The following is a 13,918-nucleotide window of genomic DNA, read 5'->3' on the forward strand; positions in this document are numbered from 1 at the left end:
CCGCGGTGTGGCGGCACGGGGGCCTGCCCGTCGTGCCGATCCGATGGGTGCTCATCCGCGATCCCGAGGCGCGCTTCCCGCCTCAGGCCCTGCTCTGCACCGATCCGACACGCGAGCCCGCGTCGATCGTCGGGTGGTTCGTGCGGCGCTGGACCGTCGAGGTCACGTTCCAGGAAGCGCGCGCCCATCTGGGCGTCGAGACGCAGCGGCAGTGGTCCGACACCGCGATCACCCGCACCACGCCCTGCCTGCTTGCCCTGTTCTCGATCGTCACGCTTCTGGCCGCACGCCTTCCGGCCCGCCAACGACGACGCGTCGCGGCGGCTGCGTGGTATCCCAAACCGCGTCCGACCTTCGCCGATGCCCTGGCCGCCGTGCGCTCTGCAATCTGGCGCGAGCGGACTTTGGCAACATCACCGCGCCGACACCCCCGAACGAAACCCCGCTTCCGTTTGCCCGCGCCCTGGGCCTATGCCCTTTGCCACGCCGCATGATGGGCCAAAGTCGAGCTAAGAGCCTCTCACGAAACGCCCGCTGTGCTGCCGCGGCCAGAGGGAGAACTCCCGGTGCTCGGGAGTTTCGTGAGGCGCCTAAGCCGCCCGGTTGAGAGCGCCCCGGGCCGGCGCCGCAGGCTCGGCGCCGATCTCGACCGGCGGCAGCGTGTCCATCACCCGGGAGGCCGGCAGGGTCACCACCACCTCGGTGCCCTCCCGGGGCTTCGAGGTGAGCTGGAACTGGCCGCCATGCAGCTCCACCAGCCCCTTCACGATCGGCAGGCCGAGCCCCGAGCCCTGCTCGGCGGTCTTGATCGCGAGCGAGCCGCGTCCGAACGACGACAGGACGGTGCCGAGCTCGTCCTCGGGGATGCCCGGCCCGCTGTCCTTCACCGAGACGTACTGCCCGCCCGAGGCGGTCCAGCCGACCTTCAGCCAGATCGCGCCGCCGGGCGGCGTGAACTTCACGGCGTTCGACAGGAGGTTCAGCACGATCTGGCGCAAGGCCCGCTCGTCCGCCCAGAGCCGCGGCAGGGCGTCGTCCACGAGGTCGTGGAAGGTCTGGTTCTTGGCCTTGGCGCGCAGGCCCATCATGTGGCGGCACTCCTCGACCACGTGGGCGAGCTGCACCGGCTCCTCGTTCAGCTCGTAGCGCCCCGCCTCGATCCGCGAGAGGTCGAGGATCTCGTTGATCAGGTTGAGGAGGTGCAGCCCGCTATCGTGGATGTCGTTGGAGTATTCCCGGTAGGACGGCGCGGTGTGGGTGCCGAACACCTCGTTCTTCATCACCTCGGAGAAGCCGAGGATCGCGTTGAGCGGGGTGCGCAGCTCGTGGCTCATCGTGGCGAGGAAGCGCGACTTGGCGAGGTTCGCCTCCTCGGCCCGGCGGCGGGCCTCGTCGGAATTGGCCTTGGCCTGCTCCAGTTCGCCGAACACCGCGTCCTTCTCGGCGCGCGAGCGCAGGGCGCTGATCGTGGCGGCGTAGAGGCGGCGGGACAGGCCGAGGAAGAACAGCTGCGCGCCGCCCGCCATCATCACGAGCAGCAGCCCGTCCACTTCGCGGGACAAGGCGGCCAGCGATGCGGTGGCGAGCCCCAGCGGCACCAGGGCGGCGACGGCCGCGAGCGGCACCGTCGCGGCCAGCATGGTGGTGACCGCCGAGGCGATGACGAGGCCGATCAGCGCGAAGGTCCAGCCGCCGGTGGCGCCGAGCCCGATCATGGCCGACCACGACAGGCTCTGCAGCACCTCGCCGGTCAGGAAGCGGCGGCGCCAGCGCCCGAGGGGAATCGTCTCGGGCTCCGCGTTCAGGAAGCGCCGGCTCAGCGTCGTGTTGAGCGCGATCATCAGGAAGACGCCGAGCGCCCAGGCCGCGGCCACCGGCGGCGTGATCCAGAACGTCGCCGCCGCGGCGAGCACCGCCGCGAATCCCGCCAGCGCAATCCCCGCTCCGGCCCGGTACTGGGCGTAGTGGCGCAGCAGCTCGTAGTCGAAGGCCCGCTCCAGGCCGGTCTGCGAAGTCAGCTTCTCGCGCGCCGAGCGGATCTCGCGGGCAACCCCGAGGCGGCGGGCGGCCTCCTCCGTCGAGGGGCCGCGACCGCGCTGGACCATCTCGACGGTGAGATCGGACATACGCGCACTGAAACTCGAGAAAGGACGGTGTCGGCCGGGAATCGCTCCTGAAGGATGCGGCGGATATGTTAAGAAGCAGCTGCCAGTGTCGCTCAGATCTTAAACATCCCTGGCTGTGGCGAAGCTGACCGGCCGTCCGGTTCCGTGTGCGCTCACGCACATCGTCCCAGCGGCCGCGCTCGCTAAGACCGGGCGGTCGATGGTCGGGCTCACCCGTCGATGAGGGATCGCCGTTCATGCCGAAGCTCACCGTCAACGGCGTCGCGCACGACATCGACGCCGATCCCGACATGCCGCTGCTCTGGGTGCTGCGCGACCGGCTCGACGCCACGGGCACCAAGTACGGCTGCGGCATCGCGCAATGCGGCGCCTGCACGGTCCATCTCGACGGCCAGCCGGTCCGCGCCTGCCAGACGAGGCTCGGCGATGTCGGCACCGCGCAGGTGACCACCATCGAGGGCGTGTCGGGCCGTGTGGCCGAGGCCGTCCAGGCGGCATGGCGCAAGCTCGACGTGGTCCAGTGCGGCTATTGCCAGTCCGGCCAGATCATGTCGGCGATCGGCCTGCTCTCGGGCAATGCCAAGCCCAGCGACGCCGAGATCGACGGCGCCATGGACGGCAACATCTGCCGCTGCGGCACCTACCAGCGCATCCGCGCCGCGATTCACGAAGCCGCGCGCAGCCTCGCCTGATCCGTCCCGGCCCCCACCTTCCCGCCCTCCCCGCGGTCCCGACCGGAGCCTCGCCGCCATGCTGAACGCCCGTCGACCGAATCCCCTCCCCGTCCGTCCGAGCCGCCGCGGCCTGCTGGCGGGCGCCGGCGCCCTCGTGGTGGCGTTCCGGCTCGCTCCGAAATCCGCCCGCGCGGCCGCCGGCCCGAACCTCGCCGACGTGAAGGCCCAGCCCAACGCCTTCGTGCGGATCGGCGCGGACGACACCGTCACGGTGATCATCAAGCACCTCGACATGGGCCAGGGCAACACGACCGGCCTCGCCACGATCCTGGCCGACGAGCTCGGCGCCGACTGGCGACAAGTCCGCACCGAGTTCGCCCCCGCCGACGCGACGCTCTACAACAACAGCCTGATGGGCCCGATCCAGGGCACCGGCGGCTCCACGGCGATCGCCAATTCCTGGTTCCAGCTGCGCAAGGCCGGTGCCGCCGCCCGCGAGATGCTGATGGCCGAGGCCGCCTTCCGCTGGAAGGTGCCGGTCTCCGAGATCACGGTGACGGACGGGATCGTGCGCCACGCGCCGTCCGGCCGGCAGGCGCGGTTCGGGGAGCTCGCCGCCTCGGCGGCCTCCCTGCCGGTCCCCTCCGAGCCGCGGCTCAAGGATCCGAGCGAATGGCGGCTGATCGGCCAAAAGATCCCGCGCCTCGATTCCGTGGCCAAGACCAACGGCACGGCGGTTTATTCTCTGGATATCCGCCGCCCGAACCAGGTCACCGCCGTGGTGGCCCGGGCACCGCGCTTCGGCGCCACCGTGAAGGGTTTCGACGCCGCAGCCGCCCGGAAGGTCGCCGGGGTGCTCGACGTGGTGCAGGTGCCGACCGGCGTGGCGGTGATCGCCCGCGACACCTGGGCGGCCATGAAGGGCCGCGAGGCGCTCACCGTCACCTGGGACGACAGCACCGCCGAGACCCGCTCGTCCGACGCGATCCTGGCCGAGTACCGGGAGCGGGCCAAGGGTCCTGGCCTGACGGCCTCCGAGCGCGGCGACCCGCAGGCGGCGCTGAAAAACGCCGCCACGGTGATCGAGGCCGAATTCACCTTCCCCTACCTCGCCCACGCGGCGATGGAGCCGTTGAACGCCACGATCGAGAAGGCGGCCGACGGCGGCTACGATGTCTATGCCGGCTTCCAGTTCCAGACGATCGAGCAGGCCACCATGGCGGCGATCCTCGGGGTGACGCCCGACCGGGTGCGCCTCCACTGCAACTGGGCGGGCGGCTCCTTCGGGCGCCGGGCGACGCCCACCGCCGATTACCTCGCGGAAGCCGCCGCCGTCTTCAAGGCGTCGGGCGAGAAGGCCCCCGTGCACCTCGTCTGGACCCGCGAGGACGACATGGCCGGCGGCTATTACCGCCCGACCGTGCTGCACAAGGTCCGGGCCGGCATCGACGCCAAGGGCGCGGTGGTCGCCTGGGACCACGTCATGGTGGGGAAGTCGATCGTGATCGGCTCGCCCCTCGAGGCGATGCTCGTCAAGAACGGCATCGACTCGACCACCGTCGAGGGCGCCTCCGACACGCCCTACGCGCTCCCGGCCTACCGGTTCGGCGTCCATAACGGCCGCGAGGGCGTGCCGGTCCTGTGGTGGCGCTCGGTCGGCCATTCCCACACGGCCCATGTGATGGAGGTGATGATCGACGAGCTGGCGCACGCCGCGAACGTCGATCCGGTCGCCTACCGGCTCTCCCTCCTGACCCAGGCGCCGCGGCTGTCCGGCGTGCTGAAGCTCGCCGCCGACAGGGCCGGCTGGAGCGCGGCGCCCCGGGAGCCGGGGCGCGGCCTCGGTGTCGCGGTCCACGAATCCTTCGGCTCCTACGTCGCCATGGTGGCGGACGTGACCGCGCAGGATGCGGGGATCCGCGTCAACCGGATCGTGGCGGCGGTGGATGTCGGCGTTCCGGTCAACCCCGACGTGATCCGGGCGCAGGTCGAGGGCGCGGTCGGCTTCGCCCTGTCGGCGGTGCTGAGGAACCGCATCACCCTCAAGGACGGGCAGGTGCAGGAGCACAATTTCGACGCCTACGAGCCGACCCGCATGAGCGAGATGCCGAAGGTGGAGGTGCATATCGTGCCGAGCCAGGTGGCGCCCACCGGGATCGGCGAGCCGGGCGTGCCCTGCCTTGGCCCGTCGATCGCCAACGCGGTCTTCGCCGCGACCGGCCGGCGCCTGCGCTCCCTGCCGCTGGACCTCTCGGGCGTGAAGGGCGCGTGAGAAAACGCACGGCCCGCCGCCGCGCATCGGCGTAGGACGAGAGGGTCTTCCCCCAAGGCAAGAGACACGACTGACAACGGCGCGGCGCGACACCGCGCCGTTTCTTTTTTGGGCCGCCCGGCGCCATCTCGGGGGCATGCCGTTCGACGACACCGCCGCCCGCCTGCGTGCCTGCCGCCTCTGCCGGGACAGCCCGCTCTACGGCCCGCCCCTGCCCCAGGAGCCCCGGCCGATCGTCCAGGGCTCGGCCACGGCGCGCCTCTGCATCGCCAGCCAGGCCCCCGGGACGCGGGCTCATCGCACCGGAATGCCGTTCCTGGATCCTTCCGGCGTCCGGCTGCGGTCCTGGCTCGGCCTCGACGAGGCGCGGTTCTACGACGCCGCCAAGGTCGCCATCGTGCCGATGGGCGCGTGCTTCCCCGGCCTCGACGCCAAGGGCGGCGACCGGCCGCCGCGCCGGGAATGCGCCGAGCGCTGGCGGGCGGAGCTGTTCTCCGGCCTTCCGAACCTCGCGCTGATCCTGGTGATCGGCCAGTACGCGCAGGGATGGCATCTCGGCCGGATGGAGGGCGGGCTCACCGGCACGGTGCGGCGCTGGCGGGCGATCCTTGCCGAGCCCCGGCGCCCCCGGGTGCTGCCCCTGCCCCACCCGTCCTGGCGCAACAACGGCTGGCTCAAGCGCGAGCCCTGGTTCGAGGCGGAGCTGCTGCCGGTGCTGAAGGCGGAGGTGGCGCGGGTGCTGGCCGGGTGATCGGGGCCCCGGCGCTCGTCCCGGGTAGAACGCCACGGCAGCAGCGGCGCCACAGGGCAGAAGCATCCGCCGGGGCGGTGGATTATGGCGAAGCATTCCCTTGAGTGAGCCGGCTTATTGAGACAGGATATTGCATCAGCCGGACCTTCGGAGTGGGTTGATCAATGCCAGATGCGAGACGCCGCCGCGCGTGGCTCGAAGGCTACAGCCTGACCACCGCCGAAATTCTCTACCACCTGCCGGATTACCCGCATCTGCTGCAGACCTTCGTCTGGCAACAGCACGATCTCTTCCCGCAGCTGCCGGAGCTGCGGAAATTCCTGGCTTTCTGGCAGAGCAGGCTCGACGGCCCGCTGCATTCCGTGAAGGTCATGCACTGCCAACTCCTGAAGCCGGCCGAGCTGCGCGCGGTGTCGGGCGATTTCCTGCTTCACTGAGAGCAGCCTCCGGGCACGGCGAGCCGGGTGGACCGGACGCGCACGGCGAGAGCGCTCCGCGCCGAACGGGGCACCGGTTCGGCGCGAAAGAACGCGTCCCTGCACAGTCTTTGAAGCGTGCCCCATCGCAGCGAGCACGGGACACGACGCTGGCACCATCGCCGCCAGTAAAGCGCGACCTGCTCCCGAGCGGGAGAGGGAGCCGGTCGCGCTTGCGAGGTTCGTCGGCACGATGCCGTCGTGTCCGGCGGGCAACGCGCCCGGGCACGGCCTCAGGCGCGATCCGAAAAGCCTTCAAGCCGGGCCGCCGGCGGGCAGATATCGTTCCCCTCCGCTGCGTTCTTTTAAAAGAACGATCTCGTTGACATATCGAACGGCCGGCGACACCCTGACGGTCGTCGGCGCGCCGCGAATCCGGCCGGCCGGCGGATGTTCAGACTGGAGCTTCGAACCGATGGGCCTTCGACCCCTGCACGATCGCGTGCTGCTGCGCCGCCTGGAGAGCGAGGAGAAGACCAAGGGCGGCATCATCATCCCGGACACCGCCAAGGAGAAGCCGCAGGAGGGCGAGGTCGTGGCCGTGGGGGCCGGCGCCCGCGACGAGACCGGCAAGGTCGTGCCGCTCGACGTCAGGGCCGGCGACCGCGTCCTGTTCGGCAAGTGGTCCGGCACCGAGATCAAGGTCGACGGCGAAGACCTCCTGATCCTCAAGGAATCCGACATCCTCGGCGTGGTCGCGGCCTGAACGGGCGCGGCGCCAAGCCTTTGTTGTGACGCGCTGTCTTGCGCCGAACCGGATCCCCTTCGGCGGAGAGCGCTCTGATCTGGAAACGGGAGACAGGACATGGCTGCTAAGGACGTCAAATTCTCGGGCGATGCGCGCGAACGTCTGCTGCGCGGCGTCGATATCCTGGCGGATGCCGTGAAGGTCACGCTGGGTCCGAAGGGCCGCAACGTGGTGATCGAGAAGAGTTTTGGCGCGCCGCGCATCACCAAGGACGGCGTCACCGTCGCCAAGGAGATCGAGCTGGAGGACCGGTTCGAGAACCTGGGCGCCCAACTCGTGCGCGAGGTGGCGTCGAAGACCAACGATCTGGCCGGCGACGGCACCACCACCGCCACCGTGCTGGCCCAGGCGATCGTCCGCGAGGGCGCCAAGGCGGTGGCGGCGAACTTCAACCCGCTCGACCTGAAGCGCGGCATCGACCTCGCGGTGACGGCCGCCGTGAAGGACATCACCGGCCGCGCCCGCAAGGTGACCGCCTCCGACGCCATCGCGCAGGTCGGCACGATCTCGGCCAACGGCGACGCCGAGGTCGGCCGGCTGATCGCGGAGGCGGTCCAGCGGGTCGGCAACGAGGGCGTGATCACGGTCGAGGAGGCCAAGACCGCCGAGACCGAGCTCGACGTCGTCGAGGGCCTGCAGTTCGACCGCGGCTACCTCTCGCCGTATTTCGTCACCAACGCCGAGAAGCTCATCGCCGAGCTGGAAGACCCCTACATCCTCATCCACGAGAAGAAGCTCTCCTCGCTCCAGCCCCTGCTGCCGATCCTGGAGGCCGTCGTGCAATCCGGCCGGCCGCTCCTGATCATCGCCGAGGACATCGAGGGCGAGGCGCTGGCGACCCTGGTGGTGAACAAGCTGCGGGGCGGCCTGAAGATCGCCGCCGTGAAGGCGCCGGGCTTCGGCGACCGCCGCAAGGCCATCCTGGAGGACATCGCGATCCTCACCAAGGGCCAGACCATCTCGGAGGATCTCGGCATCAAGCTCGAGAACGTCACCCTGCCCCAGCTCGGCCAGGCCAAGCGCGTGCGCATCGAGAAGGAGAGCACCACGATCGTCGATGGCGCCGGCGACAAGTCCGACATCGCGGGCCGGATCGCCCAGATCAAGGCGCAGATCGAGGAGACCACCTCGGACTACGACCGCGAGAAGCTGCAGGAGCGTCTGGCCAAGCTCGCGGGCGGCGTCGCGGTGATCCGCGTCGGCGGCGCGACCGAGGTCGAGGTGAAGGAGAAGAAGGACCGCGTCGACGACGCCCTCAACGCCACCCGCGCGGCGATCGAGGAGGGCATCGTGCCCGGCGGCGGCACCGCGCTGCTGCGCGCCAAGGCCGTGGTCTCGGCGATCCGGAGCGACAACGCCGACGTCAAGGCTGGGATCAGCATCGTGCTCAAGGCCCTTGAGGCCCCGATCCGGCAGATCGCCCAGAACGCGGGCGTCGAGGGCTCGATCGTGGTCGCGAAGGTCAGCGAGAGCGGCTCCGAGACCTTCGGGTTCGACGCGCAGACCGAGACCTACGGCGACCTGATCGAGGCCGGCATCGTCGATCCGGCCAAGGTGGTGCGCACCGCCCTGCAGGACGCGGCCTCCGTGGCCGGGCTGCTGGTCACCACCGAGGCCCTGATCACCGAGCGCCCGAAGGACAAGCCCGCGCTCCCCGCGCCGGCCGGCGCGGACTTCTGATCCACCCTCCGGGGCGGCCCGGCCCCCTCGACTCCGTGACCGCCTGGATCTGGATCGGCGGTTCCATGGGCTGGCAGCCGACGTTACACCGTGGGGTCTGGGAGACTCGAAACGCGGGCAGTGATCTCCCTCCCCCATAAAGCTACGATGTTCGCACATCACCCTTGGAAAGGCGAAGGCGGCTCCGCGCGTCTCCCTCCCCCCTCTGCGGGAGAGGGTGGCCCCCGAAGGGGGTCGGGAGGGGACCTGCGCTTCGTCCTGCAGCCGTGTTGCCACACTCGATGTGTGAATCCGCAAGCCCGCACAGGGGCGAGGGAGGATGCGCGGCACGTCGGGATTGCCAAGCCTGCTGCCCGACGCGGGTGGGCGGTCCGGCGCCGGGCGTCATCCGCTGAGATGGGTCGCCGCCAACCCCGGGTGCCGGCCGCGCATTGACAGGCCTCGCCCGGCCGTGATCGGTGCCGCGACCCGTAAGGACGCCCGATGCCCGAGATTCCCGACCCCCGCGACCGCCTCATCGTGGCCCTGGACCTGCCGAGCGTGGCCGAGGCCGAGGCGCTGATCGACCGGATCGGCGACGCTGCGACCTTCTACAAGATCGGCTACCAGCTCGGCTACGCGGGCGGGCTGGCGCTCGCCGAGCGTCTGGCGGCCCGCGGCCTCAAGATCTTCCTCGACCTGAAGCTCCACGACATCGGCAACACCGTCGAGGCCGGGGTGCGCGCGGCCTCGGGGCTCGGCGCCACCTTCCTCACGGTCCACGCCTATCCGCAGACCATGCGGGCGGCGGTCCGTGGCCGGGGGGCGGGCCTGAAGATCCTCGCCGTGACGGTGCTGACCTCCTACGACGATGCCGACGCCGCCGAGGCCGGCTATGCCCTGGGGGTGACCGATCTCGTCGCCCAGCGCGCCGCCCAGGCCGCCGTCATCGGGATCGACGGCCTCGTCTGCTCGGCGGCCGAGGCGACGCGCGTCCGGACGATCGTCGGGCCGGACCGGCTGATCGTCACCCCGGGGATCCGCCCGGCGGGCGCGGAAGCCGGCGACCAGAAGCGGGTGATGACCCCCGGCGAGGCTCGGCGGGCCGGGATCGACCACGTCGTGGTCGGGCGCCCGATCACCGGTGCCGCCGACCCCCGCGCGGTGGCGCGGGCGATCGTGGCCGAGATGGCCTGATCGGGATGGCCGTCCCGCGGCCCCGACCCACTTCGACCCGAACAAGGAGATGCAGCATGACGAAGGGCTACTGGATCGCGCGGGTCGATGTCCGCGACGCGGAGGCCTACAAGGATTACGTGGCGGCCAACGGCGCGGCCTTCGCCAAGTTCGGCGGCCGCTTCCTCGTGCGCGGCGGCGCCCACGAGGCGGTGATGGGCCCGGCCCGGTCCCGCAACGTGGTGATCGAGTTCCCGAGCTACGCCGACGCCCTCGCCTGCTGGAACTCCGATCTCTATCAGGCGGCCAAGGCCAAGCAGCGCGGCGGCGTCGAGGCCGAGATCCTGGTGATCGAGGGCTATGACGGCCCGCAGCCCACCGCCTCCGAGCCCGCGCCGGAGGCCGGGGCCGCGTCCGAGTAAGTCGCTGACGCGCTCACCGCCGCACGGGCGCCAGGCTCCGCAGCAGGAACGCCGTCATGGCCTCCACGGACGGCATGGGCTGGAGCGGCGACTTCCCGACCAGCACCGGGTGCGTGTAGCGGGCGATTGCGGCGTGGACGCAGGCCGCCGCCTCGTCGGGATCCGCGGCCTCGAAGACGCCGCTTGCCACGCCGTCGCGGATGATCCGCTCGAACCCCGCGGTGATCCGGGCGACGTGGTGGCGGCAGACCTCCCAGCTCTCCGCCATCGCGGCCTCGACCATCTCGTGCATCCGGGGAAACGCCTCGCAGCGCCGGGTGCAGTCGCGGTGCAGGGCCTCGATCGCCGCCACGAATCGCTCGGTCGGGTCGAGGCCCGGCCGGTCGGCGATCTCCGAGATCAGCGCCTCGACCTCGCCGATCAGGCGCTCCAGCACCGCCTCGTTGATCGCCTTCTTCGAGTCGAAGAAGCGGTAGACGTTGGCCGGGCTCATCTTGAGCGTCCGGGCGATGTCGGCCACCGTCGTCTTCTGGTAGCCGATCTCTCGGAAATAGGCGTCCGCCGTCGCGAGGATGCGGCTGCGCGTGTCGGGCGCGCTCTCCTGCGTCGGGCAGGGAATCGTGTCAGCCAGGGACATGCATCCTCACTAGGGCATGCGGGCGCGGAGCGTCAAAGATGCCGCTCCGATGCAGGTTCCCTGCGGCCGGTGCGCGCCGCGCGGAACCGGGTCCGGCGGCATCCATTGCCCCGGCATCCGGCCGCGGCCGCGGCCCCTCGCGCGGGATGAGCCATGACGTTGACCGATACCCGGGCCCTGATCACCGGCGCCGATTCCGGCATCGGGCAGGCGACCGCCGAGCTGTTCGCCCGGGAGGGCGCCGACGTGGCGATCACCTACCACACCGACGCGGCCGGCATCCGCGAGACCGCCGCCCGGGTCGAGGCGGCCGGGCGCCGGGCGCTCGTGCTCCAGCTCGATATCGGCGACCCGGCGGCGGTGAACGCCGCCTTCGACCGGATCGGCAGCGAGTTCGGCACCCTCGACATCCTGGTGGCGAATGCCGGGCAGGCGATGGGCGGCGTGCCGGTGGCCGAGATGGACGACGCGCTGCTGGAGCGGATCCTGCGGGTGAACCTGATGGGCCCGCTGTTCTGCGCCCGCCCGTTCATCCGGATGCGCAAGGCGCACGGGGGGAACGGCAAGATCGTGTTCGTCTCTTCCGTGGCCCAGCACCTGCCGACCCCGGAGAGCGCGCCCTACGGCATGTCCAAGGCCGGGCTCGGCTCCCTGTGCCGGTCCCTGTCGCGGGAACTCGCCGAGGATCGGATCAACGTCAACAACGTCGCCCCGGGCCTGATCGAGACCCCGATGACCGCCGACCGGTTCGAGAAGCCGGAGGTGCTTGACCAGTCCCTGGAGCGGATCCCGTTCCACCGGGCCGGCCAGCCGGAGGAGATCGCCCGGGCGATCCTCTACCTCGCCTCGGACGCCTCCGCCTACGTGACCGGCCACACCCTGGTGGTCGATGGCGGGCTGACGATGCAGTGGGGCGGGGCCTGAACGAGGAAAGGCGCCGGACCCGGTCCGGCGCCTCGCCTGAGAGCGCGTGTCGTCGTCCGGCTTCAGCCTATGAGCCGAACTGCGAGCCCAGACGCTCGAGGTACTCGGCGAGGTCGACGCCGCCGACCCGCTTGCCGTAATCGAAGCGCATGCCCTGGCGGATGTCGATGCTGGCATCCCGCGTCGTCAGGGTGAAGGGCCGGACGCAGACCCAGGCCCCGTCGCGGCGGTGCTCGAAGTAGCCGAGGATCTCGTGCTTGGCCATAACCTGTCCTCCGGTACGGTGTTTGGAGACATAACGGTCACGCCGGCCCCAGGTTCGCGCAGGGGGACTGTTTTTCGTGCCCCATTCCAGAGGTCTCGCGCCTTCGGAGATCGGAGGGCGGCGGACCTGACCGGCGCTGATCTCGCCTGAGCTTGGCCGTAACTGGCTTCACGCCGAGCGGGCCGCTCCGCTCACTGCCAGCGATCGAGAATCTCGGCGGTGGTCATCGTCTCGACCTGATGGCCGTAGCGCATCCGGTACATCAGCAGCAGCGCGTCGTGCGCCTCGTCGCAGGAGCTGCACAGGGCGTCGGTGGCCAGCACGATGCGGTAGCCGAGATCGACGCCGCCGAGCACCGCGGCCAGCACGCAGACATCCGTCTCCGCCCCGGTGACGATCAGCGTGTCGGCCCCCCGTGCCCGCAGGCGTGCGTCGAGATCGGTGTCGAGCCAGGGCGAGTAGACGTCCTTGTCGAGGATTTCCGCGGGCGGAACGAGCCGGCCGAGATCCGGGATGAGGTCGATCAGGTCCGGATCGAGGCGCTCGCGGGTCATGTCGGCCCAGCGCTGCGAGTAGGTCGCCCAGGTGCCGCGCCCCTCGCCCGGCCGGGCGGCCGGGATGAAGCGGGTGAAGATGGTCCGCTCCGGATGCGCCTCGGCGAGGCGGCGGACATGCGGCAGGACCCGCGGCATCCACGGGGTCTGCCAGTCGGTGGATTCGGCGAACATGCGCTGCATGTCCACGCAGAGGTGGACGCATCCGTCGCCGAAGGGTTTGGCGGACGACCGGCCCTCCTGAGCGCGGCTGTCCGTCGATTGAGCGTTTCCAGTTCCCATGACCGCGCAATCAGGCAGGACGGGGCGAGTTCCCGCGGCAGAATGGAGGGCGCCGCGCGGGCGCACCGGCTGCCAAGGCGTTCAAACGACAGCACCCGATCGCAGGGCGACCGGGCGCGTCCTGAAGTCTCGGAGCGACGGGCTCGTCCGCGCCGCGCCGGTGGAGAATTACCGGTCGGCCTTCGCGCCGGAGGTTGTCAGCTGGAGGTAGCGCTCGGTGGTCGGACCGATCAGCCGCCGCACCGCCTCCGCCATGCCCTGCTCTTCCTTCAGCGACTGCTGGAACGCCGTCCGGTGCCCCTGCTGGCCGGCGGCGTCGCCGATGACGAGCAGCGACTCGTAGGCCGCGATCTCGAAGTTCTCGAAGGCGTGGTTGGCGTAGGTGTTCTTCAGGATCTCGTCCTGGGCCGGGGCGTGGCCCAGAGCCATCATGTTGCCGACGAAGCCCAGAAAACCCTCCTTGAGGGCCGAGGGGCTGTCGCCGAGGCTCTGGAGAGCCTCCTCCAGGCGCTGGCGCTGACCGTGCGTCTCCTCGATATGGCGGCGCAGGGCCTGCTCCATTTCCGGATAGCGCTCCAGGCGCTCGACCTGCCGCTCCATGATCTGCAGCGCCTGCATCTCGAGGGCATGGGTGTTCTTGAGGGCCGTGACGTAAATCTCGCGCGCGTCCGTGGCCATGGTGGTCACCTCTGTTCCGTTGCGGGCTCTCGGGCCCGTTCAGACAGGGAACGCGGGCGCCGCACGGCCAAGTTCCTGGCGGCGCAGCCCGGACAGGAGGTCGCGGGCACCGTCACCGCGATGCCCCGGCAGCGGGGAACCGGCACGGCCCGCCGCAAGACCGAAGCCGAATGAAAATTAATGCATGTCAGCACAAGAAGTTAGTTGCCGTGGCGGCTGTGCCACATCGCGTCGGAGCTGGCGGCCGGCCGCCGGTTCCCCCGGCCTCCGGACT

General features: G+C 70.6%; 14 protein-coding genes and 1 pseudogene. 10 read left to right on the forward strand and 5 right to left on the reverse strand.

Going from position 1 to position 13,918, the window contains the following annotated elements; all coding sequences use genetic code 11:
• Positions 1-494, forward strand: a pseudogene (locus FVE89_RS27815) (hypothetical protein); the annotation flags it as partial.
• A 96-nt stretch (positions 495-590) separates the two neighbouring features.
• Here FVE89_RS27815 and FVE89_RS27820 read toward each other — a convergent pair.
• Positions 591-2,126 (reverse strand): HAMP domain-containing sensor histidine kinase, encoded by a 1,536-nt coding sequence (locus FVE89_RS27820; protein WP_161393396.1) that lies wholly within the window; start codon positions 2,124-2,126, stop codon positions 591-593.
• 236 nt (positions 2,127-2,362) lie between these two features.
• Between FVE89_RS27820 and FVE89_RS27825 the strand changes: the two genes are divergently transcribed.
• The 8 genes from FVE89_RS27825 (at position 2,363) to FVE89_RS27860 (ending at position 10,304) form a co-directional block, all read left to right on the forward strand.
• Positions 2,363-2,818 carry a (2Fe-2S)-binding protein gene (locus tag FVE89_RS27825; RefSeq protein WP_161393397.1) on the forward strand — a complete coding sequence of 152 codons (456 nt, stop codon included), beginning with the start codon at positions 2,363-2,365 and terminating at the stop codon, positions 2,816-2,818.
• A 58-nt stretch (positions 2,819-2,876) separates the two neighbouring features.
• On the forward strand, positions 2,877-5,072 hold the full coding sequence (locus FVE89_RS27830) for a xanthine dehydrogenase family protein molybdopterin-binding subunit (RefSeq protein WP_161393398.1): 2,196 nt from the start codon (positions 2,877-2,879) through the stop codon (positions 5,070-5,072).
• Positions 5,073-5,208: 136 nt separating this feature from the next.
• Positions 5,209-5,823 (forward strand): uracil-DNA glycosylase family protein, encoded by a 615-nt coding sequence (locus tag FVE89_RS27835; RefSeq protein ID WP_161393399.1) that lies wholly within the window; start codon positions 5,209-5,211, stop codon positions 5,821-5,823.
• A gap of 164 nt (positions 5,824-5,987) precedes the next feature.
• A complete protein-coding gene (locus FVE89_RS27840; protein ID WP_161393400.1) occupies positions 5,988-6,260 on the forward strand; it encodes an aspartate-semialdehyde dehydrogenase in 273 nt (90 codons plus the stop codon).
• Positions 6,261-6,714: 454 nt separating this feature from the next.
• The gene (groES, locus tag FVE89_RS27845; protein WP_161393401.1) at positions 6,715-7,005 is read left to right on the forward strand and encodes a co-chaperone GroES; all 291 of its coding nucleotides are present in this window, start codon (positions 6,715-6,717) and stop codon (positions 7,003-7,005) included.
• Between the two features lie 99 nt (positions 7,006-7,104).
• Positions 7,105-8,727, forward strand: a complete 1,623-nt coding sequence (gene groL, locus FVE89_RS27850; protein ID WP_161393402.1) for a chaperonin GroEL — start codon at positions 7,105-7,107, stop codon at positions 8,725-8,727.
• A 483-nt stretch (positions 8,728-9,210) separates the two neighbouring features.
• Positions 9,211-9,903, forward strand: coding sequence for an orotidine-5'-phosphate decarboxylase (gene pyrF, locus FVE89_RS27855; RefSeq protein WP_161393403.1), 693 nt, complete (start codon positions 9,211-9,213; stop codon positions 9,901-9,903).
• A gap of 56 nt (positions 9,904-9,959) precedes the next feature.
• Positions 9,960-10,304 (forward strand): DUF1330 domain-containing protein, encoded by a 345-nt coding sequence (locus tag FVE89_RS27860; RefSeq protein WP_161393404.1) that lies wholly within the window; start codon positions 9,960-9,962, stop codon positions 10,302-10,304.
• Between the two features lie 13 nt (positions 10,305-10,317).
• Here the strand turns inward: FVE89_RS27860 and FVE89_RS27865 are convergent, their stop codons facing one another.
• A complete protein-coding gene (locus tag FVE89_RS27865) occupies positions 10,318-10,941 on the reverse strand; it encodes a TetR/AcrR family transcriptional regulator (protein ID WP_161393405.1) in 624 nt (207 codons plus the stop codon).
• 153 nt (positions 10,942-11,094) lie between these two features.
• Here FVE89_RS27865 and FVE89_RS27870 point away from each other — a divergent pair, with 153 nt between their 5' ends.
• On the forward strand, positions 11,095-11,865 hold the full coding sequence (locus FVE89_RS27870) for a glucose 1-dehydrogenase (RefSeq protein WP_161393406.1): 771 nt from the start codon (positions 11,095-11,097) through the stop codon (positions 11,863-11,865).
• Between the two features lie 67 nt (positions 11,866-11,932).
• On the opposite strand, the gene FVE89_RS27875 is transcribed toward FVE89_RS27870, so the two are convergent.
• The 3 genes from FVE89_RS27875 to FVE89_RS27885 form a co-directional block, all read right to left on the reverse strand.
• The gene (locus FVE89_RS27875; protein WP_161393407.1) at positions 11,933-12,130 is read right to left on the reverse strand and encodes a hypothetical protein; all 198 of its coding nucleotides are present in this window, start codon (positions 12,128-12,130) and stop codon (positions 11,933-11,935) included.
• A 191-nt stretch (positions 12,131-12,321) separates the two neighbouring features.
• Positions 12,322-12,966, reverse strand: coding sequence for an isochorismatase family cysteine hydrolase (locus FVE89_RS27880; RefSeq protein ID WP_161393408.1), 645 nt, complete (start codon positions 12,964-12,966; stop codon positions 12,322-12,324).
• 168 nt (positions 12,967-13,134) lie between these two features.
• Positions 13,135-13,644, reverse strand: a complete 510-nt coding sequence (locus FVE89_RS27885; RefSeq protein ID WP_161393409.1) for a ferritin-like domain-containing protein — start codon at positions 13,642-13,644, stop codon at positions 13,135-13,137.
• Positions 13,645-13,918: the final 274 nt, after the last annotated feature.

This window comes from Methylobacterium sp. 2A (assembly GCF_009806555.1).
Taxonomy (GTDB): domain Bacteria; phylum Pseudomonadota; class Alphaproteobacteria; order Rhizobiales; family Beijerinckiaceae; genus Methylobacterium.